Annotated in this window: 20 protein-coding genes; 10 read left to right on the forward strand and 10 right to left on the reverse strand. The window is 67.3% G+C overall.

Going from position 1 to position 22,811, the window contains the following annotated elements:
- Positions 1–101 precede the first annotated feature (101 nt).
- Positions 102–1,040: an NAD-dependent epimerase/dehydratase family protein gene (locus ACWF9G_RS19205; RefSeq protein WP_452516802.1), complete on the forward strand. Its 939-nt coding sequence runs from the start codon at positions 102–104 to the stop codon at positions 1,038–1,040.
- A 911-nt stretch (positions 1,041–1,951) separates the two neighbouring features.
- Here ACWF9G_RS19205 and ACWF9G_RS19210 read toward each other — a convergent pair.
- Entirely contained in the window at positions 1,952–2,578 is a 627-nt protein-coding gene (locus tag ACWF9G_RS19210) for a TetR/AcrR family transcriptional regulator (protein WP_452516803.1), read from the reverse strand.
- Positions 2,579–2,705: 127 nt separating this feature from the next.
- Here ACWF9G_RS19210 and ACWF9G_RS19215 point away from each other — a divergent pair, with 127 nt between their 5' ends.
- From ACWF9G_RS19215 to ACWF9G_RS19230, 4 genes are all read left to right on the forward strand, one after another.
- The gene (locus ACWF9G_RS19215; protein ID WP_452516805.1) at positions 2,706–5,225 is read left to right on the forward strand and encodes an oxygenase MpaB family protein; all 2,520 of its coding nucleotides are present in this window, start codon (positions 2,706–2,708) and stop codon (positions 5,223–5,225) included.
- A gap of 67 nt (positions 5,226–5,292) precedes the next feature.
- Entirely contained in the window at positions 5,293–5,736 is a 444-nt protein-coding gene (aac(6'), locus tag ACWF9G_RS19220) for an aminoglycoside 6'-N-acetyltransferase (protein WP_452516807.1), read from the forward strand.
- Between the two features lie 218 nt (positions 5,737–5,954).
- A complete protein-coding gene (locus ACWF9G_RS19225) occupies positions 5,955–6,362 on the forward strand; it encodes a hypothetical protein (RefSeq protein ID WP_379309660.1) in 408 nt (135 codons plus the stop codon).
- Between the two features lie 432 nt (positions 6,363–6,794).
- A complete protein-coding gene (locus ACWF9G_RS19230) occupies positions 6,795–8,435 on the forward strand; it encodes a CocE/NonD family hydrolase (RefSeq protein ID WP_452516808.1) in 1,641 nt (546 codons plus the stop codon).
- A gap of 182 nt (positions 8,436–8,617) precedes the next feature.
- On the opposite strand, the gene ACWF9G_RS19235 is transcribed toward ACWF9G_RS19230, so the two are convergent.
- From ACWF9G_RS19235 to ACWF9G_RS19245, 3 genes are all read right to left on the reverse strand, one after another.
- Positions 8,618–9,238, reverse strand: a complete 621-nt coding sequence (locus ACWF9G_RS19235; protein ID WP_452516810.1) for a TetR/AcrR family transcriptional regulator — start codon at positions 9,236–9,238, stop codon at positions 8,618–8,620.
- A gap of 137 nt (positions 9,239–9,375) precedes the next feature.
- Positions 9,376–11,532, reverse strand: coding sequence for an elongation factor G-like protein EF-G2 (locus tag ACWF9G_RS19240; protein ID WP_452516812.1), 2,157 nt, complete (start codon positions 11,530–11,532; stop codon positions 9,376–9,378).
- Between the two features lie 148 nt (positions 11,533–11,680).
- On the reverse strand, positions 11,681–12,445 hold the full coding sequence (locus ACWF9G_RS19245) for a siderophore-interacting protein (protein WP_452516814.1): 765 nt from the start codon (positions 12,443–12,445) through the stop codon (positions 11,681–11,683).
- Between the two features lie 65 nt (positions 12,446–12,510).
- Between ACWF9G_RS19245 and ACWF9G_RS19250 the strand changes: the two genes are divergently transcribed.
- The 3 genes from ACWF9G_RS19250 (at position 12,511) to ACWF9G_RS19260 (ending at position 14,729) form a co-directional block, all read left to right on the forward strand.
- The gene (locus tag ACWF9G_RS19250) at positions 12,511–12,846 is read left to right on the forward strand and encodes a TfoX/Sxy family protein (RefSeq protein ID WP_452516816.1); all 336 of its coding nucleotides are present in this window, start codon (positions 12,511–12,513) and stop codon (positions 12,844–12,846) included.
- Between the two features lie 162 nt (positions 12,847–13,008).
- Positions 13,009–13,413: a hypothetical protein gene (locus tag ACWF9G_RS19255; RefSeq protein ID WP_452516818.1), complete on the forward strand. Its 405-nt coding sequence runs from the start codon at positions 13,009–13,011 to the stop codon at positions 13,411–13,413.
- A 329-nt stretch (positions 13,414–13,742) separates the two neighbouring features.
- Positions 13,743–14,729, forward strand: a complete 987-nt coding sequence (locus ACWF9G_RS19260) for a serine hydrolase domain-containing protein (RefSeq protein ID WP_452516819.1) — start codon at positions 13,743–13,745, stop codon at positions 14,727–14,729.
- 73 nt (positions 14,730–14,802) lie between these two features.
- Here the strand turns inward: ACWF9G_RS19260 and ACWF9G_RS19265 are convergent, their stop codons facing one another.
- The 6 genes from ACWF9G_RS19265 to ACWF9G_RS19290 form a co-directional block, all read right to left on the reverse strand.
- Positions 14,803–15,852: an ABC transporter ATP-binding protein gene (locus tag ACWF9G_RS19265; protein ID WP_452516821.1), complete on the reverse strand. Its 1,050-nt coding sequence runs from the start codon at positions 15,850–15,852 to the stop codon at positions 14,803–14,805.
- A complete protein-coding gene (modB, locus tag ACWF9G_RS19270) occupies positions 15,849–16,661 on the reverse strand; it encodes a molybdate ABC transporter permease subunit (protein WP_452516822.1) in 813 nt (270 codons plus the stop codon). Before modB ends, ACWF9G_RS19265 begins: the two co-directional genes overlap by 4 nt.
- Complete coding sequence (gene modA / locus ACWF9G_RS19275) at positions 16,658–17,440, reverse strand: molybdate ABC transporter substrate-binding protein (RefSeq protein WP_452516824.1); 783 nt, start codon at positions 17,438–17,440, stop codon at positions 16,658–16,660. Before modA ends, modB begins: the two co-directional genes overlap by 4 nt.
- 11 nt (positions 17,441–17,451) lie before the next feature.
- Complete coding sequence (locus ACWF9G_RS19280; RefSeq protein WP_379310170.1) at positions 17,452–17,850, reverse strand: TOBE domain-containing protein; 399 nt, start codon at positions 17,848–17,850, stop codon at positions 17,452–17,454.
- Positions 17,851–17,942: 92 nt separating this feature from the next.
- Positions 17,943–18,935 (reverse strand): fused (3R)-hydroxyacyl-ACP dehydratase subunits HadA/HadB, encoded by a 993-nt coding sequence (locus ACWF9G_RS19285; protein ID WP_379310165.1) that lies wholly within the window; start codon positions 18,933–18,935, stop codon positions 17,943–17,945.
- A gap of 138 nt (positions 18,936–19,073) precedes the next feature.
- A complete protein-coding gene (locus ACWF9G_RS19290) occupies positions 19,074–19,913 on the reverse strand; it encodes a DUF1206 domain-containing protein (protein ID WP_452516826.1) in 840 nt (279 codons plus the stop codon).
- A gap of 225 nt (positions 19,914–20,138) precedes the next feature.
- On the opposite strand from ACWF9G_RS19290, the gene ACWF9G_RS19295 reads away from it, so the two are divergent.
- Complete coding sequence (locus tag ACWF9G_RS19295) at positions 20,139–21,611, forward strand: serine/threonine-protein kinase (protein WP_452516828.1); 1,473 nt, start codon at positions 20,139–20,141, stop codon at positions 21,609–21,611.
- Complete coding sequence (locus ACWF9G_RS19300) at positions 21,608–22,810, forward strand: DUF7373 family lipoprotein (RefSeq protein WP_452516829.1); 1,203 nt, start codon at positions 21,608–21,610, stop codon at positions 22,808–22,810. Before ACWF9G_RS19295 ends, ACWF9G_RS19300 begins: the two co-directional genes overlap by 4 nt.
- The last annotated feature ends 1 nt before the right edge of the window (position 22,811 follow it).

Consider the following 22,811-nt stretch of genomic DNA (forward strand, 5'->3'; position numbering starts at 1 on the left):
TCGATTCAAGAACATCGTTCTTGACCCGAACGGAGCTCGCCGAGTACGGTGAACCGAAACAGAAACACTGTTCTCTTTACGTTTCCGAGAGGCATAACCCCATGTCATTGCATGTCATCGTCGGCGCAGGTCCGGTCGGCACCGCGACCGCGCATTTGTTGGCCGATGCGGGACACCAAGTCCGATTGGTCACCCGCCGTGGAGGTGGGCCTGCGCACTCGTCGATCGAGTTGATCGCCACCGACGCAAACGACGCCGCCGCCCTGGCTCGCCATGTCAAAGGCGCTGCGGCGCTGTACAGCTGCGCAGGCCCGGCCTACCACCGGTGGCCGCAGGAATGGCCGCCGCTGGGCGCAGCTTTGAGAACCGTCGCGAGGGAGACCGGCGCGGTACTGGTGACCACCGGAAACCTCTACGGCTACGGCCTCGTCGACGGACCGATGACCGAGCAAACTCCCCTACGGCCGAACACAGTGAAAGGACGTGTCCGAGCGCAGGTCTGGTTGGACGCGCTCGCGGACCACGAGGCAGGACGACTGCGCACCGTCGAGGTGCGCGGGTCGGACTACCTGGGGGCCGGGGTGGTGTCGTCGTTCACGGTGCTGGTGCTGCCTCGGATCCTGGCCGGGCGCCGGGCCTCGATCACCGCAGATCTCGACGCACCGCACAGCTGGACCTACGTCGGCGATGTCGCTCGGACTCTGGTCGCGGTGGCGTCCGACGAATCCGCGTGGGGCAAGCCATGGCACGTACCGACACCACCGCCGGTCTCGGTACGTGCTCTCGCCGTGCGCACGGCGGAACTCGCAGAGGCCCCGCCCGCCCGGGTGAGCGCACTACCAGTAGCAGCGCTGCGACTGGCAGGTCTGTTCGATTCCGCAGCCCGCGAGACGGTCGAGATGCGGTACCAGATGAACCGACCGTTCGTGATGGACTCCTCCGCGACAACTGCCGCGTTCGGGCTCACCCCGACCCCGACAGACGAGGTACTGCACGAGATGATCACCGCCGCCCAGAAACCCACTGCTACATCGTCCTGACCGAAATCGCCCACTCATCACAGACGTGCGGCTACGCCGGGAGACCGAAACGGCGATCGCCCTGGACCCAGGATGAGTCTGGGGCGATCGTCTACCAAAGCTGGTGAGACAACGAAACAACACTGTTGCAGCCGAACAGGTGTGGGCTGCAGCTGGGATGTCTCGGCTGTACAATCGGCTCCGTCGATGAAGTTTCGGCATGCTAGTCTGCCGTCGGTGATCCTGCGATTTGTATTCGATCGCACTCGATCACAGATTTGTTGATTTCTGATCCACTATTCGTGTGCGAGTCCCCTCTCGCGCACAGATTTGTGGCACGCATGCCACATTCGGAGCTCCGTGTTCGAGTGCACTCGCACACGGAGGAGAACAACCTTCCACACCACTGACCTGTGGGAATGCAAATCACAAGTGGCAGCTGTGCCACTTTTCGCCCTGGATGCCAGGGGTGGTGATCACCGGTGATCGAGCCGATCAGCCCGGTCGCAGGTGCGCTGTCCGCGCTCACCGGTGAGGTTCATCCGCTGTCCGGGGACGAGTCGACTACCCCACCGGTGTTGCCGCCATTGCCACTTCCGCACTGGCCCAGTTCTCGACGCCGCTGAGCACAGCCGATTCGCCCAGGCCGATGCGATCAGCCCCGTTCGGATCTGCTCGGCGAGTTGCGTGATGCGGGTGGCGATGTCGTCGCGGACGAGCCGCGTACATTCGATGCCGCGTTGATGCGGTCCTGCTCGGCTACCCGGACAGGAACCGGTCTCGTCCGATGCGCAGGGCGGTGATGGTGGCCGCCAGTCCCTCGTTTTGGTTGATCAGCAGCACGATTTCGATGAGGCTGTGCTCGCGGCAAGATCGTTCCGTGTTCCAGCGCGTTCGAGTGGACGGCGAGGCGCCCGCGGGCCCGAAACGGTCTACGACAGTTCGGGCGCAGTGAGGATCAGTGTGGCCAGCGGCGCCACGCAGCGGCGGGCATACCGGCGCAACGCGGCCTCGTCGTCCAGATCGATCACACTCTCGCGATTGAAGACGAACGACATCGCCAGTCGCACAGCGGTTTCCGCCAACTCCTCGCGCGCGTCGAAATCCACAGCGTCTTCCGGCGCGAACTCGACGAGGCGTTGCAGCAGATACGCGCGCGCAACGGCGAGGATCGAGCCGCCGCGCACCGTCAGGTACGGCAGCAGCTCTTCACTGTCGGCCACCAGTAGCTGACTCAGGATCGGGCTCGCGCGGATGAACCGGATGGTGGCGACGAAACCCTCGGTGGCGACCGCGATCGGATCGGCCGCATCCCCGGTAGCGAGCTCGAACGCCGCCAGGAAGCGCTCGAGCTCGCGCATGAGGACGGCGTTGATGAGATCGGATTTCTGCCGGTAGTAGCGGTACACACTGGATCGCGCCAGCCCGGCCTCCGCGGCGACGGCGTCCATGCGGGTGCGGCGGATCCCATCGCGACCGAAGCACACGAGTGCCGCGTCCAGGATTCGCTCCGCGGTGGCGTCGAGGGGCCCACGGATCGGGTAGGCGCTGTTGTTCACGCCGTCGAGGCTATCGCGAATCGAGACCGAACCCGCGACTCCATAGGACAAATTTCGTGTTACCGTCCTATAGGACAGATTGATTATGTTTGTCCTACGACTCTGGTTTTACAGTGAGGTGGAACAGATGGCGAGCAGCTCAACGGTGAGCCCGCAGCCCAGGCCGGCACCGAGCGCTTTTCCTGCGCCGACGATTCCCGACCGCGATCACCCCCTGGACACCGAGACCGTGGCCTACCGAGTGGTCGGTGACGGTCGACTGACGCTGGTCCTGGTCAGCGGCCTGATCATGCAGACCGCGCATCCGGTCGTGAACGCGGGCGTGGACGAGCATTCGTACTACGCCACCCAGCCCTGGAAGCGGCTGTTCACCTCGCTGATGCCCATCCTGGGCTGCGTCTACGACGGGCTCGACGCCCAGGAAACCGGCCGTCGTGTCCGCGAAGCGCATCGCGGCATCAAGGGCGTCACCGCCGACGGCCGCAAGTACCACGCGATGGATCCCGACGCCTACCGCTGGGTGTGGGCCACCATCTTCGACGCGGTCGTCCGGATGCAGGACTTGTTCGGCACACCGCTCACGACGGACGAGCGCCACCGCTTCTTTCATGAGTGGCGCTACGTCGGCCTGACCATGGGGCTACGCCCACAGGACATGCCCGGCGATCTGGACGTCTTCTACGACTACTACGACCGCATGGTGCTCGACCGACTCGAAATCGGCATCGTGCCACGCACCACGCTCACAATCCTGCACGATGCTCCGCCCCCACCGGGCTGGCCGCTCGGCAGACCGACCTGGAAGGCATTGTGGCCGCCGCTGCGCCGGGTGGCCGATCGCGCGACCCGCGCCTCCATCCCCGAACCGGTCCGCCGAGACCTGGGGCTGGACTGGACCGGCCGCGATGTGCTGGAACTGGCGGTGTACGCGGCGATCATCCGGGCAGTCTTCGCGATCCTGCCGCAGCGCCATCTCGTACTACCCCCGCGCCTACGACGGCATCCGGCGCGCCGAGCACGCAGGCCGACGGTAGTCGTGCTCTTCGAAAGGAACCATGACATGACCACCGATCGCCCCCATGCCATCGTGATCGGCGCCGGCATCGGCGGCACCGCCTTGACCGCACTGCTGGCCCACGCCGGCTTGCGAGTGACGCTCCTGGAGAAGAACCGGCATCTCGGTTGCGCCTGCGCGGGGTACGAAAAGCAGGGATTCAGCATCGATTTCGGCACGCACATGTTCACCCGCGGTGAGCGCGGGCCGCTGGGCCAGGTACTCACCCGAGTGGGCAGACCCGGCGCGATCGAATTCCGGACCACCCGCGACATCGCCGAGATCCGCTGGCCCGCCGCGGGCGGGCCCGCTCCGTATTCCTCGGTGCCCTTGCCGTCGCGCATCCACCGCTACCCGATGTTCGCGGCGCGCATGGTGCGCGAGATGGGCCTGACGCCGGTGGAAGTCGCGCAGACGGTCCGGATGATGACCCGCCTGCTCACCATCAGCGACGAGGAAGCCGACCGCTGGCTGCACCGTGACGTCACCGAGTTCATCGCCCAGTACACCCGGAATCCCCGGCTGGCGACGATCTTCTGTTTCCTGCTCGGGTTGTATTTCGTCATCGAACCGCAGCGGGTCTCGGCCGGCGAGGCGATCTACTGCTTCAAACGCATGATCCTCGACAACAACCTGTCCTATCCGAAGGGGGGGTCCTCCGCGATCCCGGAAACGTACTGCCGCATCGCCACCGAGCACGGCGCCGAGATCCGCACGAACGCCGAAGTCAAGCGGATCGTCAGCAAGGACGGCTCCGCGCGCGGCGTCGAACTGGCGGACGGTACGGTCCTCGACGCCGACATGGTGATCTCCACTTCGAGTGTCCGATCGACCGCGTTGTACCTGTGCGAGCCGGGTGCGCTGCCGCAGCAGTACGTCGAGGCGGCGAAGGCGATCAAGGGCTCGGTGATCGCCGTGCAGGCGAAGTTCGCGCTCGACCGGAAATTGGTGGACACCGGTTGTCTCATCGGCGGTTTCGGCGAGAGCGGCGATCTGCTGCATGCCGACGCCGACCTGTTGAACTCGGCCATGGCCGACGTGTACGGGGGCAGAATCCCCGACGCGTTGCTCTTCTACTGCCCGGTGCCGAGCAACTTCGATCCCGATCTGGCGCCTCCCGGACACCAGCTGCTCACCGCCTGCGCGGTGGCCCCCACCACCGATGTACAGCTGCAAGATCCGGCGCGCAGGTGGGAGGAAGCCATCCACGACAAGCTGCGCCGGATCGTTCCCGGCCTCGACGCGCACACCCTGTTCGTCGACCGCACCACCACCCATTGGATGGAGCACTGGAACGGCAAGGAGTTCGGCCCGGCCATCTCGACAGCGCAGACTCCGGACCAGGTCGGCCGCTACCGGCCGAGCGTCGACACCCCGATCGATGGCCTCTACCTCGCCGGCTGCGGCGCGGGCGGGCGCGGTGTCGGCACCGAGCTCGCCGCCGACAGCGCGATGGAATGCGCCGAACGCATCCTCGCCGACCTGCGTCGCACCCAGCCGCTCTCGTGGAATACCCGCCGCCACGCCGCCCCGACCCTGGCAGGCAGCCTCGGCAGCGCGGCATTGCGCGTAGCTCGCCCGCCTCGCGCGTAACGAGCGGTACTGGAACGCATCCACGGTCCGCTTCCGGTGTACGTCCGCCCGGGCATACTGTGCGGGCATGCGGATACATCCCTGTGGGGCGGACGACCTGGACGAGTTGGCCTCCCTGCGGGCGCAGCTGTGGCCCGACAGCTCTGTCGATGAGCACCGTGCCGACGTCGGCGAGCAATACGACGACTCCCGCGGCGCGGCCGCATTTCTCGCCCGCGATGATCGCGGCACGGCAGTCGGCTTCGGCGAGGTCACACTGCGCCATGACTACGTCAACGGATGCGACACCTCACCTGTTGCCTTCCTCGAAGGCCTCTACGTCGCCCCCACCCACCGTCGAAGCGGAGTAGCCCGGGCTCTGTGCGCGGCGCTGGAGGCGTGGGGTCGAGACCAGGGCTGCACCGAACTCGGTTCCGACGCTCTTCTGACCAACGTCACGGGCCAGGAGATGCACGCCGCCCTCGGCTTCGCCGAACGCGAACGTGTCGTGTTCTACCGGAAGATCCTGTGACGCAGAATCCTGGCTCCACATCTGGTGTGAACGGCCCGCCTGCCGACGCCCGCATGCCCCGAATCAAGATCTCAGGATCGAAGGCTATTCAGCGAAACATGCAGCGAGACAATAGAATTCACTGATCTATAACCTTTCCAATCCGGACTGCTCACCGAGAGCTTGTTCGGGGCCGACACCCTCGAATCGGCCCCGAACCGCCGAGGAACAGGACGAAGATGAACCGCACCACCGCCACCCTGCTCGGACTTCCCGCGATGATCGCCGGAGTCGTACTCGCCGCAGCTCCCGCCTACGCGGCGACCAGTGCACAGGTCAACACCGCCACCGTCGCCGGAAGCTCCTCGACCACCGTCAGCGTCAACTTCGGGTACGCCTGCGACGCCAACGGCCCCGTCCGCACCCTCTCCGTGGTCGCCGAGGACCCCGCGTCCGGAGCGCTCGGATTGACCCGCTCCACCCCGAACTGCACCGGGCAGACCATCACCCTCACCCAGCAGGTTCCGTCCCTGAACGGCCACAGCTTCGTCGCGGGCCACACCGCCAACGTCAGCGTCCGGCTCGACGATGGCGACGGCAACGAGGTGCTCTGGGTGACCAAGCAGCTCACCATCGCAAGCTCCTAGAGCGTCCACACGGGGCAGCCGGTGCGTGGAGATCGACGACTGCCCCACCCATAACCGAACACGGCAGGCTTCACCGTGGCGACACGGTGAAGCCTGCCGTGCGTGGGCCAGCTCATTCACGAAGCCTGGACTTCTTCGATCCGGAATCTGCCTGCGAGCCCCTCTCGCGCCTCGAATCAGCGGCGCTTGGTCACCTGTCCGGGCCCGTTGGGAATCACTCGACCCAGACACGGGTGTTCACAATGAGATCGCATATATTCGCACTCTCGCATGTCAAATATCTACCGCTGCAACAGAACACACCAACTGTCGAGACCGATGTAGCATCGCTGGCGAGCGGGGGTGGCTTGGGTCTCGTCCCGTAGTAGCTCCCTTGCTTGTCGCACAGCTGTTCTGCTGCTCCGAAATACACCAATTCGACAGGAGATCGCCATGCCAGAAGCTCGCCCTGACCGCTTGCGCCTACTCGCTCCCGATCAGGAAGTCGCCGCACTCGCCGTCGTTGATGATCTGCTCACCGGGAACGCGACCGGCGTCCCCGAATACCTGATCGACGACATCGCCGCCGTCCGCGCTCGGTGCCGGTTCACTCAGGTGCAGATTCCCGGCCACGACGGCGAACTGCTCGACGCCATGGCCGCCTGGCCGACCAGCGGCGGCCCGCATCCACTCGTCGTACTTCCCGCCGGCCTGGACCCCACGGGCTGGAAAATGTACTCCGGGGCGCTGATCAGGCTGCTCATGCGCGGCTACGCCGTCGTCGCCTACACCGAGCGCGGCCTGCCCGGGTCCGGTGGTGAGCTGACAGTGGCCGGTCCCGAAGACGTCGCGGACGGCTCGCAAGTGATCACCTGGGCGCTCGCGCAACCGGAGATCGAGGTTGACCAGGAACGTATCGGCATGGCGGGCATCTCCTACGGTTCAGGCATCAGCCAGCTGGTGGCCCAGTCCGATCAGCGCGTGAAAGCAGTGGTCGCCCTGAGCACTTGGGCTGATCTCGGCGAAGCGCTGTACGACAACGAGACCCGCCACATCCTCGCCGCCGAAGCCCTGGGCGCGATCAGCGAGAAGCCCAGCGCCGAGCTGGTGAAGATACTCGAGGACTTCCGGACGAACACCGATATCGAGGGTGTGCTGGACTACGCGCGACGGCGCTCGCCGGCTCACATCCCGGATGAACGCCGTCCCGTGCCGACCTTCTTCACCAGCTACTGGCACGAGACCATCTTTCCCCAGAACCAGCTGCTGAGCTATTTCGCCGAGTTCCCCGGCCCCAAGCGCTTGGATCTGGCGATCGGAGACCATGGGGCAGTGGAGGTTCCGGGCTTGCTGCTCGGTGTCTACACTCGCACCTCCGAGGCCGCCTACGACTGGCTGGACCACTATCTCAAGGGTGTCGACAACGGCATCGACAGCGATGGTGCCGTGCACACCGAGACCATGCATAGCTTCACCGTGTCCTCCTTCGCCGGCCTGGAAAGCTGGTCGTCCAACCCGATCCGCACCTACCATTTCGCCGCACCCGCGAGTGGATCCACCGATGGTGCACTGGTTCTCGACCCGCCCTCGGACTTCAGCCAGACCATCCGTTCCGGTGACCCGCAGGTCCGCGCCGTGAACCAACTGGTCATGGACGGCTTCCGTGAGCGGCTGCTCATGCCCGTGCGTCACAGGTTCGCCGAGGTCGATCGATCCACCAGCGCGGTGTGGACGAGCGCTCCGCTTCCGTCGCCCCACCACATCGCGGGTATCCCACGGATTCGTGTGACGGCGACTCCCACCACCCATGCCGTCACCGTGGTCGCCTACTTGTTCGATCTCGACGTGGTCACCGGCAATCTGAAGATCATCACCCATGCCGCGGCCACGGTGCGCACCGCCGAACCGAAACATCCCACCACGGTCGATCTGCGCTTGCAGGCCACCGACTATCGAGTCCCCGTCGGCCACCAGCTCGCCGTCATCCTGGCTACCGAGGACCCCCTGTACGCGGGCGAAACCGAACCCGACACCGTGGTGACCCTGTCCGCCGTCCACGGCGCAGCGGGTATCGACATCCCTATAGCCGGCTGATCCAGCTCCGTACTGTGTGATCCTCGGCAAGGTCTCGATCACCCGATCGGGACCTTGCCGCGGGTTCCGACCGCCTGAAAACCCTTCGTCGCGGCCATCGCCGTGTCGCTCGGCGTTGCGAGGAGCCGGCGCAGGCAGTGCGGACAACCGCCCGTTCCCACCGGGCGTCGCGGTGGTCCGGGTCAGCCCGTCTTTCTGTACAGGGCGATGGTTTGGTCGATGCAGCGGGTGACGAAAGTGTCGTCCAGGGGCAGGTCGGTGACCATCAACCGGAAATAGAGTGGGGCGGAGAGGGTTTCGATGACCTCGCGCGGGTCGGTGCCCGCGGGGAGTTCACCGCGTTCGACCGCCTTGTCGATGACGGGTGCGGTGCGTTCGAAGCGGTCGTCCCAGAAGCGGTGACGGGCGGTGGCGACGTCGGGGTCGACCGACAGCGCGATGGCCGTGCCGAGCAACCTGGCGATGCCGGGGCGCGAGATCAGGTGCGAGATCTGGTCGGCGAGTTGCCGCAGGTCCGATCGCAGCCTTCCGGTGTCTGGTGTCGGGTTGCCCACGGCCGCGAGTTCGGTGACGGCGTCGGCGAGCAGTGCGGTGCGGGTGCCCCAGCGTCGGTAGATCGTTGTCTCGGCGACCCCGGCGCGGGCCGCGATATCACCGATCGCCAATCCCTCGATGCCGTGTTCGGCGACCTGATCCAGCGCCGCCGCGAGCACGGCTTCGCGCACCCGGGCCGAGCGCCCGCCGGTCCGCCGCCGCGGCTCGGGGGGCGAGTCGCTATCCAGGTTGTGCTCGCGTTCGACCATGGACCCCGTTCTACTCGATGCCTGCCGCGTCACGCCATCAGGGCAGGTACGCAACGATCCAGTTGCACGACATCCTCGTGTCCGGCCGGCTCGTACCCGCCGGCCACAGATCCGGACCACCTTCAGGGCCCGGTGATTCAGGCCGACGCCCCGGCGCTTTCCTTGCGTGCCCGTTCGGCGACGGCGGCCGGCATCGGCTCGTGCCGTAGATACCCGCGGGCGAACGACCCCGCCCCGTGGGTGAGCGATCGCAGGTCGATGACATACCTGCTCAGTTCGAGTTCGGGTACCTCGGCCCGGATCTGGGTGCGGCCGGTCTCGGCCGGTTCGGTGCCGAGAATGCGGCCGCGCCGGGTGGACAGGTCGCCGAGGACGGCGCCCAGATGGTCGTCGGGGACCGTGACCCGCACCGCGGCAACCGGTTCGAGCAGCAGGGTCCCTGACGCGTCCGCCGCGTCGCGAAGAGCGAGGGCACCCGCGGTCTGGAAGGCGGCGTCGGAGGAGTCCACCGAGTGCGCTTTCCCCTCCACCAGTGTCACCCGCACATCCACCAGCGGATATCCGGGAGTGACCCCGCGCACGGCCTGCGCCCTCGCCCCTTTCTCCACCGATCCGATGAACTGCCGCGGCACCACCCCACCGACCACCCGGTCGACGAACTCGAATCCCGTCCCCGCAGGCAGCGGTTCCACCTGGATCTGGCACACCGCGTACTGCCCATGCCCGCCGGACTGCTTCACCAGCCTGCCGCGCCCCTCGGCCGCGGCGGCGAGCGTCTCCCGTAACGCCACCCGATACGGTTCCACGTCCACCCGCACCCCGAACCGCCCGCGCAACCGTTCCAGCGCGACATCCCGGTGGGCTTCCCCCAGACACCACAGCACCAGCTGATGGGTGTGTTCGTTGTGTTCCAGCCGCAGGGTCGGATCCTCGGCGACGAGCCGGGTCAGGCTCTGCGAGAGCTTGTCCTCATCGGACTTCCCTTGCGCCCGGATAGCCACGGGCAGCAGGGGTTCCGGCAGCTGCCACGGCTCGATCAGCAGGGGTTGCCCGGTGCCGGAGAGGGTGTCGCCGGTTTCCGCGTGGCCGAGTTTGCTCACGAACGCGATATCGCCGGCGACGGCCTCGGTCAGCGTCCGCTGTTGTTTCCCCAACGGCGCGGTGACTCCGCCGACCCGGTCGTCGGCATCGTGCTCCGGTCCGCAGACGTGGACGGTGTGATCGCTGTGCAGCGTGCCGGAGAACACCCGCACCAGCGATACCCGTCCCACATACGGGTCGGACGAGGTCCGGATGACCTCCGCGGCGAGTTCCCCCGCCGGATCGCAGCGCAGCGCGGTGGGCGCGGCGCCGTCGCCGCGCGGCACGGCCGACAGCGGGTGTTCGATCGGTGTCGGGAACCCGGCCGTGACCAGTTCCAGCAGTTCGAGCGTGCCGAGGCCCTGCTCCGCGTCCTCGGCCGCCGGTGCCGCGAACAGCACCGGGTGGAAGCTTCCGCGCGCCACGGCTCGTTCCAGGTCGTCGACCAGGGTGTCGAGTTCGACGGGTTCGCCGTCGAGGTACCGGTCCATCAGCGTTTCGTCTTCGCTCTCGGCGATGATCGCCTCGATCAACCGATCGCGGGCCGGGTCGATCTCCGCGAGCTGTTCCGCGGAAGGTTCGGTGCGCTCTCGTTTCCCGCTGCGATAGTCGGCCGCCCGCCGCTCGAGCAGTTCCAGCAGTCCGATCGCGGGCCGGTGCCCGTCGGGGCTCTTCGGCCCGTAGACGGGCAGGTGCAGGGGCAGCACGGTATCGCTCGCTCCGTCGGTCAGCAGCGCCTGACAGGTCTGCACCAGTTCCGCGTATTCCGCCCGCGCCGTGTCCAGATGTGTCATCACGATCGCCCGCGGCATCCCCACCCGCGCGCATTCGGCCCACAGTTGTCGCGTCGCCCCCGCCACACCCTCCACTCCGTCGGCCGCCGACACCAGGAAAAGTGCCGCGTCCGCCGCCCGCAACCCGGCCCGCAGTTCACCGACGAAATCCGGGCATCCCGGCGTATCGATCAGATTGATCTTCACCCCGCCCCACAGCACCGGGACCACCGACACCTGCACAGATCTGTGCTGTCGCCGTTCGACCTCGTCGTAGTCCGACAGCGATGTCCCGTCCTCCACCCGGCCTGCCCGGTTCACCGTCCCGGTCGCCAACGCCAGCGCCTCCACCAGCGTCGTCTTCCCCGCACCGCTGCAGCCAACCAGCGCCACGTTCCGGATGCTCTCCGGTCGCTGCGCCCCGTTCGTCCGGTCCACCATGTCGCACGCTCCCTCGGATTAGGGACCCGGCTCCTTCGAGCTTCCCACCGCAGGTAGGGGCACGTCCACGGTTTCCTGCCGATCGATGCTGAGACCCGGCACGGACCGGCTAGGGACCTCCCCAGTGGAACAAGTGATGTACGGCCGGTCAGTTGGACGTGGGCGCGGACTCGCGGGTGGCCAGATCCGCCCTCCATTCCCGGAAACCCTCTTCGGTCCGGCCCCGCCGCCAGTAACCGGAGATCGATGCGGCCCACTCGGCGGAAACCTCCCGTTCTCTGCGGATGTAGCGGCGCAGATCGTGCATGACAGCGTGCGCTTCACCGTGGATGAATACCTGCACCTGTCCCGCACGCCAGACCGCGCCGCGCACAGCCTCGGCCAGCGCTTCGCCCGGCGCACGGTCGCCTCGATGCAACCAGGTCAGCTCCACCCCGTCAGGCTTGGCGACAGGGAGCTCGTCCTCGGGCCCAGCCACCTCCACAAAGGCGATACCCGCGGCCGTCGCCGGCATCGACTCGAGAGCGGCGGCGATGGCGGGCAGCGCGGAATCGTCACCCGCGAGCAGATGCCAGTCCGCCTCGGCGCGTGGGGCGTAGGCACCGCCTGGGCCGAAGACATCGATGGTGGTACCCGGGGCTGCCTGCGCTGCCCACGGTCCTGCGATGCCTTCGTCGCCGTGATACACGAAATCGATCGCGACCTGTTCGCCTGCCCGGTCGATCAAGCGCAGGGTGTAGGTGCGCAGCACCTCGACGCCGTCTATCGGGAAGATGAGTTTGACGTACGAATCGGTGAACGCGCCGACCGCCAGACCGGCAGCACGGAAGTGCACGCGCACCATATGCGGGGACAGACGTTCGGTGCGCAGCACCGTCAGGGTGGTACGGGGGCGAGCCAAGGAAACCTCCATTAGTTAGCGTTACCTAACAAACGTACCGCAGGTGGTTGTCGGTGGCCTGGCGCATACTGGCGCGCATGGCGTATGACGCGGAGCTTGCCGAGCGGGTCAGGGAGCTGGTGTATCCGCGTGGTGACATCGATGAGAAGAAGATGTTCGGTGGACTCGCCTTTCTCGTCGGCGGCAATATGGCCGTCGCGGTGAGCGGTAAGGGCGGTCTGCTCGTGCGGGTCGACCCTGCCGAGAGCGAGAACTTGATCGACGGCGCGGCGATCGCGCCGATGACGATGGGCGGCCGCGAAATGACCGGCTGGCTGCGCGTCGCACCGGAACTCGTCGCCGACGACACGGTCCTGTGCGAGTGGGTCGAACGCGGCGTGGCGTTCGCCGCCGCCCTGCCCCGCAAGCACTGAGCAGACGGACCGCCGCTGCCGCGAGGCCTGGTGCCGCTGTCAGTGGAGACGTCAGGTGTGTGTCAGCTCGGTGTCAGGCGGCCCGACCACAGTGTGTACATCGAACAAAACAGCCGGCACCGACACAGTCAGTGCCACAACCGATTTCGAGGAGTACACACCATGTCCACCACCATCACCCTGACCGACCAGGACAAGAGCACCCTGCGCACCGCCGCCTACGGCGCCGTCTCGCTGATCGCCTCCGCCGGCGCGCCGCACAAGGGGATCTCGCACGGTTCCATCGCCCTGACCTCGGCGACCGGTCTGGTCGGGCACGTGCTCGCCGCCAAGTCCAAGGACATCCACCTGCCCGGCAAGTCCGTCGCCGCACTCGCCGACCAGGTGCTGCCGAGCCTGACCGCGGCCGTGCGCCTGCTCGCCGAGCAGGACCCGGCCGAAGCAGGCAACTTCCGCGACACGGTCCTGGTCGCCGTCGAGGCCGCCACCCAGGCCGACAGTGGTCAGCCCACCCCGGCTGTGGCAGCGATGGCCCGCAAGATCGCCGCCGCCCTCGACGCCGCCTGACGGCCGCGGGGTTGGGGCAGCCGCACGCGGGTTCCGTCCGCGGCAATCGGTGCCGAGGTGTCACCTCGGCACCGATTGCCGCATCACTGTCCCGAACGAGGCACTAGCGTCATGAGTGACGTCAGGAGAGAACTGTGTTCGTTGGGGAGGAACGACGGCGCCCTGTGGCTCGTCATCGTCTGTTGAGTTGCGGCGCTGCGGCTTTGGTCACGGCCTTGGTGTTCTGTGTTCCGGCGTGCGCGCCGTCGCCTGGCGATAGTTGGGCCGATCTCCAGCGAGGACTGGATGCGATTACGGCGCTCGGCGGCAGCGGAGCGCAGGCCGGCGCGGTGGACAGCACGGGCCGGAGTTCGGTCGTCGTCAGCGGCGCGGCCGAGGTCGGGACGAATCGGCCGGTGCCGGGCAACGGGTACTTCCGGATTGCCAGCGCCACCAAGCCCATCGTCGCCACGGTGATTCTTCAACTCGTCGGCGAAGGGAAGTTGTCCCTCGACGACAGCGTGGAGAAGCATCTGCCCGGGGTCGTCACGGGGACCGGAGCGGGGCACGAGATCGATGGCCGAAGGATCACGATCCGCCAACTGCTCCAGAACACCAGCGGGCTGCTGGACGACTACCCCGGCTTCGATTCGAAAGAGCAGTATCTGCAACACCGATTCGACTCATACTCCCGGGACGAGTTGATCAAGCGGGCCATGGCGATGGCTCCCGCTTTCGAACCCGGTGCGGGGTGGGCTTATTCGAATACGAACTTCCTTCTCGCCGAGGCCGTCATCGAGAAGATCACCGGCAACAGCTGGCAAGCCGAGATCGACCATCGGATCTTCCGGCCGCTGGACATGCGGCATTCGGTGTGGCCGGGCCAGAGCACCACCCTGCCCGACCCGCATGCGCGCGCCTACTCGGTGTTCGCCGGCAGCAGCGAGTTCGTCGACACCACCGAAATCCTGGACGGCGCCGAGAATCTGATCTCCACCACCGCCGACATGAACACCTTCTACCGAGCATTGCTCGGCGGCAGACTGCTGCGGCCCGCAGAGCTGGAGCACATGCAGACGACCGTCGAGATCGATGAGAAGGTCGAGATGCTCTGGCCTGGTGGTCGATACGGCCTTGGCCTGGTCAAGCGCCCGCTCGCCTGCGGCGGCGAATACTGGAGCCACGGTGGCGGCGACGCCGGATTCATCACCAGCGACGGAGTCACCCCTGACGGGAAACGCAGCATCGTCATCTCACAGACCACGGCCCTGCCCGAGAAGATGATCGAGCAGGAAGCAAGAGCCGCCGACCTGGTCAGTGACGCGCTCTGCGACTGAGGACCACGCCGCTGCGCTCAGGCGCGAAGGCCTGAGTATACGTCCTGGCGGCCGAGGCTCCGGCCGGTGTCGATCACGCCGGATAGGTGTGGATTTCGGTCGCTTTCACCGATGCCCACAGCTGGGAGCCGCTGTGCAGGCGCAGGTCCGCGACGGTGGCGGGGGTGACCTCGGCAAGAACGGCCGGGGCGCCCGACAGCCGGACCCGAGTGGTGTGCGCGTGCTGTTCGAGGCCGGTGACGATGACCTGCCAGGTGTTTCGTGGACTGCCACTGGGGCGTTCCGGGTACAGGCTCACCGCGGTGGGAGCGAAGGCGAGGTGGACGGCGCCGTGCGCGGGTTCGGCGACGGTGAAGACCGCGCCGTCGCCGAGATCGACCGAGTTTCCCTGTGCCGTGCCCTGATACAGGTTCAGCCCGACCAGGTCGGCGACATAATCGGTCCGCGGCCTGCGGGCGACGTCGGTCGGCGCACCCTCCTGGACGATGGCGCCGTTCTCGACGATGATCAGCCGGTCCGCCAGCACCATCGCGTCGAAGGGATCGTGGGTGACCAGGACGGTGTGCCCGGGGTAGTCGGCGAGGTGATGGGCCAGGTCGGCCCGCACCTGCAGTCGAGTGCCCGCGTCGAGTGCGGCGAGCGGCTCATCCAACAGCAGCAACCGCGGGTCGGTGGCCAGGGCACGCGCCAGCGCGACCCGCTGTGCCTGACCGCCCGACAGCGCACGGGGTTTCGCGTGCAGATGGGCACCGAGGCCGACTCGTTCGAGCCAGCGTGCGGCCTGTTCGCGCGCCTCGGTGCGGCGCTGTCCGCGAGCACGCAGGCCGAAGGCGACGTTCTCCTGTGCGCTCATGTGCGCGAACAGCAGATAGTCCTGGAACACGACGCCGATTTCACGTCGTTCCGCCGGGACGAATCGGTCCGGCGGGGCGTCCCAGACGTGGTCGTCGAGGACGATCCGCCCTTCGTTCAACGGGGTGAGCCCGGCCAGCGCACGCAGGGCGGTGGTCTTGCCGGCACCGTTGGGCCCCAGCAGCGCGACGACCTCGCCCCGGGCGACCTCGATGGCGATGTCGAGCTCGAAAGACGCACGGGTGATCCGGATTTCGGCGTTCAAGGTCACAGCGGGCCTCGTATCCACCGGTCCCGCAGCGCGGCGAGCACGGCCACCGACACCGCGAGCAGCACGACACTGAGCACGATCGCGTCCTCGGGGTCGGTTTCCAGGGCGAGGTAGACAGCCAGCGGCATGGTCGTGGTCGTGCCGGGAAAACTTCCGGCGAAGGTAATCGTCGCGCCGAACTCGCCGAGCGCGCGGGCCCAGCACAGCACCGCACCCGCCACCACGCCGGGCATCACCGAGGGCAACGTAACCCGGCGGAAGGTCAGCCACCGCGACGCACCGAGTGTCGCGGCCGCTTCCTCATACCTCGGATCCGCGCCGCGCAGCGCGCCCTCGACCGCGATCACCAGGAACGGCATTGCGACGAACGCCTCGGCCACGATCACCCCGGCGGTGGTGAACGGCAACGAGAACCCGAACCACTCGTAGAGATACCGGCCGACCAGGCCGCGCCGACCCAGCACCAGCAGCAACGCCACACCGCCGACCACTGGTGGCAGCACCAGCGGCACCGTGACCAGCGCGCGCACGAACCCGAGGCCGGGCACATCACCACGCGCGAGCAACCACGCCAGCGGGATACCGAGCACCAGACACACCAGGGTCGCCGAGGTGGCGCAGACCAGCGACAGTCGCAGCGCCTGCCCGACCTCGGCACTGACCAGCCGCTCGGGCAGCGTCCGCCACGGTGTGCGCAGCAGCATCCCCACCAGCGGCAGGGTCAGGAAGACCACACCGCAGACGGCGGGCACCATCAGGATCAGCGGACGCCGCCCCGTTGCCGCCCGCCGTCGTGCGACCCGTGTCACGGGTTGTCGAATCCCGCCTTGGTGAAGACCGCACGGGCCTGGTCCGAGCCGACGAACTCCACGAACGCGGCGGCGGCAGCGGCATTGGGCGCCTTGGCCAGCGGCGCGACCGGGTAATCGTTGACGGCCTTGCCCGACTCGGGGAAGTCGATGCCCTCCACCTTGGACCCCGCGGCCTGCACATCGGTGCGGTAGACCAGCGCGGCGTCGACCTCACCGAGCGTCACCTTCGTCAGCACGGCCTTCACATCGGATTCGCGGGTGTCGGGCTGCGGGCTGACACCCGCGGCTTCGAACACGGTCTTCGCCGCGGCACCGCAGGGGACCTGCTCGGCGCACAGCGCGATCTTGGGCTCGGCCTTGCCGAAGTCCGCCAGACCGGTGATGTGGCCGGGATTGCCCGCGGGCACCACGATCTCGAGGCGGTTACGCACGAAGATCACCGGCTTCGCGGTCACTTCACCGGCGTCGACGACCTGCTGCATGTTCTTCGGCGCGGCCGAGGCGAACACATCCGCGGGCGCGCCCTGCTTGATCTGCTCGGCCAGCGCCGAACTGCCACCGAAGTTGTAGACCACCTTCACCCCGGGATGCGCCGCCTCGAACTGCTTGCCCAGCTCGGTGAAGGTCTCGGTCAGCGACGCCGCGGCGAAGACGGTGACAGTGCCGGTGACCTTGTCCCCCGCCGCTACCGGTTCGTCGGCCTTGTCGGTCCCACAGCCGACCGCGGCCAGCGCCACCGCACCGACCACCGCGACCGCGCGCACTGTACGAATCATGTTCAACCTCATCAGATCTCCGGGATATCCACAACAACATGAGTCGACTTGACCGAGGCCACCGCGACACTGCCGACCTCGAGACCGAGCTCGTCGACCGAATCGCGACTCATCAGCGACACCAGGCGGAACGGCCCGGCCTGCATCTCGACCTGAGCCATCACGGTGTCCTTCACGATCCGCGTGACGATCCCGCGCATCCGGTTCCGCGCCGAGCTCGCGACGGTGGTTCCCGGATCGGGCGCCTCCGCGCCCTCCCGCAGAAACTCCGCCAGCTCCCGCCCGTCCACACCCTTGCGGCCGCTGTCGAGCTGAATCGCCGTGAGCCGGCCCTGGTCGATATACCGGCGCACCGTGTCATCACTGACACCCATCAAGGCAGCTACTTCACTGATCCGCAGATTCGACACGAAGTACAGCATATTCGGAGCACATGCGGGACGCGAGCCAGGTTCGTCCCGGGGATGCGAAATGAACCCGGTCTGTGTACCTGGCGAGGTCGTCACGCCGCGGGCAGGCGGACTGTGGCCGTCGCGCGGCCGAAGATCCTGCGTCCCTCGCACTTGGCGGTGATGGCCAGGACGGCTGTCCGGAGTTGCGGATCGACAGACTTCACTGTTCCCGAGAACTCGATGGACGCGCCCGCGCTCGTGACGTAGACCGGGCTGGTGAACCTGACCGCGCATTCGATGACGGCACCGGGATCACCGAGCCACGAGGTGAGGTATCCCGCGCCGAGGCCGATCGTCAGCATGCCGTGCGCGACCGGTGCTTCCAGGTTCACCGCGTGTGCCGCTTCGGCGTGCCAGTGGATGGGGTTCGGGTCCCCGGCCACGCCGGCGTAGTTGACCAGGTCGCCGGGGGTGAGTGAGATGAGCCGCGATGGGAGTTGGTCGCCCACCGAGATGGTCTCGAAGGCGAGCGCGTGGCTGCCCGCGCCTGGCTCGACTTGCGGCAGGGTCTCCGGGCGCGATTCATCGGATGCTCGTAGCGCCAGGCCGGTCGCCGACCGGATGTCGCGAAAACCCTGCGTCACCAGCTTGTCGCCGAACGGAGTCGCGCTCGCGGCGGCCGCGGATCGACCGACGAAACTCGTCCGCGAGATGATCGCCGTCTTGCCGTGCTGGTCGGTGATCACCGTCTTGAACTCGAAGAGTTCGCCGCCGAAGGCTTGGCGGAACGACTCGAGGCCGACGTCGAAGGACAAGATGTCACCGGGACGAACCGGCTTGTAGTAGTTGATCACCTGATCGGTTTGCATGATCTGGCTCAGGTCGTAGCCACCGGCGACAGCGTCGAACATCGCGAGCTGAGCCCGGAAGGCCGGAATGGAGAAGAACGTCAGCGGTGCGATCAGCCCGCCGTAGCCGTACTCCACGCCCGCGGATTCCGACCAGTGCACCGGGTGCGTGTCCTGGACAGCGCGCGCGAACTCGCGGATCTTCTCCCGCCCCACCACGTAGACGTCCTCGGCGCGATAGCTGCACCCCACCATGTTCGATAACCGCTCCGCGGAATTCGCGCCCGGTGCATTCACGGCCTTTCCGCTGGTCGACCCCATGGACAGAAAGACTAGTAGCCGTGGGTCTTTCGACCGCGGCACTCGGGTTCGGAGTGTCGACCACCGTGACGACTACATCTTGATGTAGCGCGCCATGGCGAAACTGTAGAAGCCATAGGTGATGATCCCCAGACCCGCCGCGATCAGCAGCGCCGCTCCGAAGGGTTGCGCCCCGAGGGTTTTGAACGCGCCGTCGAGACCGGTGGCTTCCCCGGGTTCGGATCGGCTGACCGCGACGATCACCAACAGTCCGATGGCGGCGATGGCCAGCCCTTTCGCGATGTAGCCGACCGTGCCCAGCCGGCGGACAAGGTCGCTGGTCGGGCCTTTCAGGTCGTCGAGGAAGCTCTGCGTCGCGCCCTTGTAGACGTGATAGCCGCCGATCGCGATGATGGTCAGCCCGGCGGCGACGAGGGCGATCGTGCCCGCCGTGGATTGCATCATGCGAGCGGTGATCCCCGTGCTCTGCTCGCTGCTGGACGAACCACCGCCCCGGGCGAATCCGAAGGCGGAGAATGCGAAGGCCAGATAGACGACGGCCAGGGAGAATGCCTTGACCCGGTTGAAGGCTTCGGATTTCTTGCTGTCGGCCTCGGGTTCGGACGAGCTGCCCAGGGCCGCTTCGGCGAATCGCCACAGCGCCATCAGCGAGAACGCGACAACACCCACCCAGAGCGCGAAGACACCACCTGGCTTGGCTGCCAGCTCCGCCATGGCCCCGGATTGGTCGGTGGTTCCCCCTGCGCCGCCGAGCGCGATCCGGATGGCGATATAACCGATGAGCAGGTGCACGATGCCGCTCATGACGAAGCCCGCGCGGGCGAATCGTTCGAAGACACTGTTCTGAGCCACCCGGGTGACGGCCGTGGACGCGTTGTCGTAGGACTGTCCGGAGACGGTATTGTCCGGCATGGTGGAACTTCTTCCGCAGGCCTCGGTGTGCCACCAAGTCTTCGCCGCGATCCCCGCGGTGTCAACGATGTATACCTACGCTATAGAGAGGCGTGGAAGGGTTATAGTCGCCCCCGTCGGCTGCTCCGATCCGAAACGGTTGCGCCTCATCGCATGACCTCGCGGAGGACGGCCGGCACGCGCCGGAAGGGTCCCGGTGCTGTTCGGTCGGGGAAGGCAGTGCGGTTGACTGTCACTGATGGCATGGATTTCGCCGGGTATCGGATAGAACGACGCCTCGGTATGGGTGGCATGGGCACGGTGTTTCTCGCCCAGCATCCACGACTGCCCCGCAAGGACGCGCTGAAGATCCTGGCCGACGGGCACACCGGCGATCCGGTCTTCCGCGCGCGCTTCCTGCGCGAGGCCACGATCGCGGCGCGGCTGCACCATCCCAATCTGGTCGCGGTGCGCGACCGCGGCCAGCACGACGGCCGGTTGTGGATCGCGATGCAGTATGTCGACGGCGTCGACCTCGCGCAGCTGATCCGGCGCGGACCCGCGGCGCTGCCGCTGGACCGGGTGGTCAGGATCGTCACCGAGGTCGCCAAAGGCCTGGACACGCTGCACCGTAAGGGCCTGCTGCACCGGGATGTGAAGCCGGCCAACATCCTGGTCGCCGAGCAGGACGGCCGCCAGGACCGGGTGCTGGTCACCGATTTCGGCATCGCCAGGCCCACCGACGAACCCACGATGTCGACCGGTGGCGGGCTCAGCGCGACGCCGGCCTACGCCGCGCCGGAGCAGATCAGCGGTGGGCCGGTGGATCACCGGACCGACGTGTACGCGCTCGGCTGTGTGCTGTACGAGCTGCTGACGGGGTCGGTGCCGTTCGCCCGCGACACCCCGGCCGCGGTGATGTACGCGCACCTGAACGAGCCCCCTCCCCCACCGGAAAGCGCGGGTGCGCCACCGGGATTCGACGAGGTGATCGCCACCGCGCTCGCCAAGAATCCCGCCGACCGGTTTGCGAGCTGCGGCGCGCTGGCTGCCGCGGTACACGCGGCGGCGCAGTCGACGGTCCGGCTCGGGGCGGCGCCGCGGCTGCCGCGCCCGGCTACCCGGCGGCGTCGGCTGTTGATCGGATCCGCGCTGGCTGTCGCGCTGATCGCGGCGACGACGGCGGCGGTCGGCTTGGGCCGCGACGGTTCCGGATCCTCGCCGAACGCGACCACGCTCGGCCCGCAGACCAACGTGGACGCGGTGTCGTGGGGCGCGTATACCTATCTCGCGCAGGCTTTTCCCACGCTGCTGCCCGCCTCGCAGTTCGGCACCGGCTACCAGGAGATCTGGGGTTGCCGGCCGATCGACGAGAACATGCGGGACGTCTCGGTCGATGTCCTCGTCCCGACCGGACGGGTCGTCTGCAACGGCAATCGGGAACCCGTCCAGACGGTCGAAGTGGTGTGCAACGCGGACCGTTCCCCGATCGCCCCGCCGGTCACCTTCGATCGTGCCGAGGGCGACGAGCAGTGGACTCGCCCTTCTGGCGCGGGCACGCTGCACTGGGGAACCTACCTCGGCTATATGTCCGCGGAAGTCGGGTACCTGCGGCTGTACTTCGACGATCCGGGACACGATTTCTGCTACATCGTCGTCACCGGGGCGCCGTCGGGCGCGGATCTGCGGGCACGCTGGTGGACGGAGGCCCCGTTGTGAAGCTCGTGCGCATGCTCCTGGCGCTGGGTGTGGTGCTGGCGGTGACCTCGGGCTGCACGGTGGCGGGCGATCCGGCTCCCGTGCCCGACCCCGCCGCACTCGATGTCGGCCCGTACAGCCGCACGCCGCTGCTCGCGCCCGCGCACGGCAGCGACTATCACGGCCGGGTCCTCGAGTCGGTGCGGATGGCGGAGGTCATGGCCAATCCCGCCGACGTGGATCCGGCCCTGCGATACGGGCTCACCTCCCGGGCTGTCCCCCTGCCGACCGCAGCGAAAGCGGCTGCGCTGCTGGCCAATCCGGTCCGCGCCGTCCTCGAACGGCACGGCATGCTCGCCGGTTTCAGCGTGGGCTCCACCGATACACCGGGCCAGGTCGCGATCGGTGGCGGCAGGCTGCTCCAGGTCATCCTGTTGCGATTCCCGGATTCCGCCGCGGCACAGCGGGCAGCCATGGAGATCGACTCCGTCGACGCCGCCCTGGCCGCAGGCAATGTCGCCGTCACGATTCCCGAACACCCGACCGCACGCGGTCATTGGCGTCCGACGGAACCGACCATCGCGGCCACGGTGGCGCGGGATTCGTTCGTGGTGAGCGTGCTCGCCGGACACATCTCCCCCGATCACGACGCCCTGGTCTCGATGGCGCGCAAGACTTTCGACGTACAGCTGCCATTGCTCCGCGATTTCGCGGTGACCCAGCCCGAGAAATTCGCCGACCTGGCGCTGGATCGCGACGGCATGCTGGGCCGGATGGTCCCGGAAGCGCCGGGGCGCTGGCCGTTCCCGGTGGTGATTCTGGGCGACTTCGGCGAGAACGCGGGCTGGAACAGCCTGGTGCAGGCTCGCGGCCTCGTGTACGGGCCGCGCGGGACCGAACGCTTCAACGGGCCCTCCGCAGAGCGGATCGAACTGCTCGGCCTCAATCGTTTCGACCGGCTCATGCGCTTCGCCGACGCGGCGACGGCGACCAAGTTCTTCGCACGTCTCACCACCGCCGAGGGTCGGGTGGACGTCGCGGCACCGACCGGTCTCGTCGACGTCCGTTGCACGGAGTCGCTGAAGTCCACCGCGTCGATGAACCAGTTCGGCTGCCTGCTCAGGCACGGACGTTATGTCGCACTGGTTTTCAGCCGGGACTACCGGGATGTGCAGCAACGAGCTGCGGCGCAGTACGCGCTGCTGGTGAACAGCGAGTAGA

The sequence above is a fragment of the Nocardia sp. NPDC055029 genome (assembly GCF_053608525.1).

What these genes read in the sequence shown, in the direction of transcription:
- ACWF9G_RS19205 (WP_452516802.1), top strand. Translation starts at nt 102, where the DNA reads ATGTCATTGCATGTCATCGTCGGCGCAGGTCCGGTCGGCACCGCGACC.
- ACWF9G_RS19215 (WP_452516805.1), top strand. Translation starts at nt 2,706, where the DNA reads ATGGCGAGCAGCTCAACGGTGAGCCCGCAGCCCAGGCCGGCACCGAGC.
- ACWF9G_RS19225 (WP_379309660.1), top strand. Translation starts at nt 5,955, where the DNA reads ATGAACCGCACCACCGCCACCCTGCTCGGACTTCCCGCGATGATCGCC.
- ACWF9G_RS19230 (WP_452516808.1), top strand. Translation starts at nt 6,795, where the DNA reads ATGCCAGAAGCTCGCCCTGACCGCTTGCGCCTACTCGCTCCCGATCAG.
- ACWF9G_RS19235 (WP_452516810.1), bottom strand. Translation starts at nt 9,238, where the DNA reads ATGGTCGAACGCGAGCACAACCTGGATAGCGACTCGCCCCCCGAGCCG.
- ACWF9G_RS19240 (WP_452516812.1), bottom strand. Translation starts at nt 11,532, where the DNA reads ATGGTGGACCGGACGAACGGGGCGCAGCGACCGGAGAGCATCCGGAAC.
- ACWF9G_RS19245 (WP_452516814.1), bottom strand. Translation starts at nt 12,445, where the DNA reads ATGGAGGTTTCCTTGGCTCGCCCCCGTACCACCCTGACGGTGCTGCGC.
- ACWF9G_RS19250 (WP_452516816.1), top strand. Translation starts at nt 12,511, where the DNA reads ATGGCGTATGACGCGGAGCTTGCCGAGCGGGTCAGGGAGCTGGTGTAT.
- ACWF9G_RS19255 (WP_452516818.1), top strand. Translation starts at nt 13,009, where the DNA reads ATGTCCACCACCATCACCCTGACCGACCAGGACAAGAGCACCCTGCGC.
- modA (WP_452516824.1), bottom strand. Translation starts at nt 17,440, where the DNA reads ATGATTCGTACAGTGCGCGCGGTCGCGGTGGTCGGTGCGGTGGCGCTG.
- ACWF9G_RS19285 (WP_379310165.1), bottom strand. Translation starts at nt 18,935, where the DNA reads ATGGTGGGGTGCAGCTATCGCGCCGAGGACGTCTACGTGGTGGGGCGG.
- ACWF9G_RS19290 (WP_452516826.1), bottom strand. Translation starts at nt 19,913, where the DNA reads ATGCCGGACAATACCGTCTCCGGACAGTCCTACGACAACGCGTCCACG.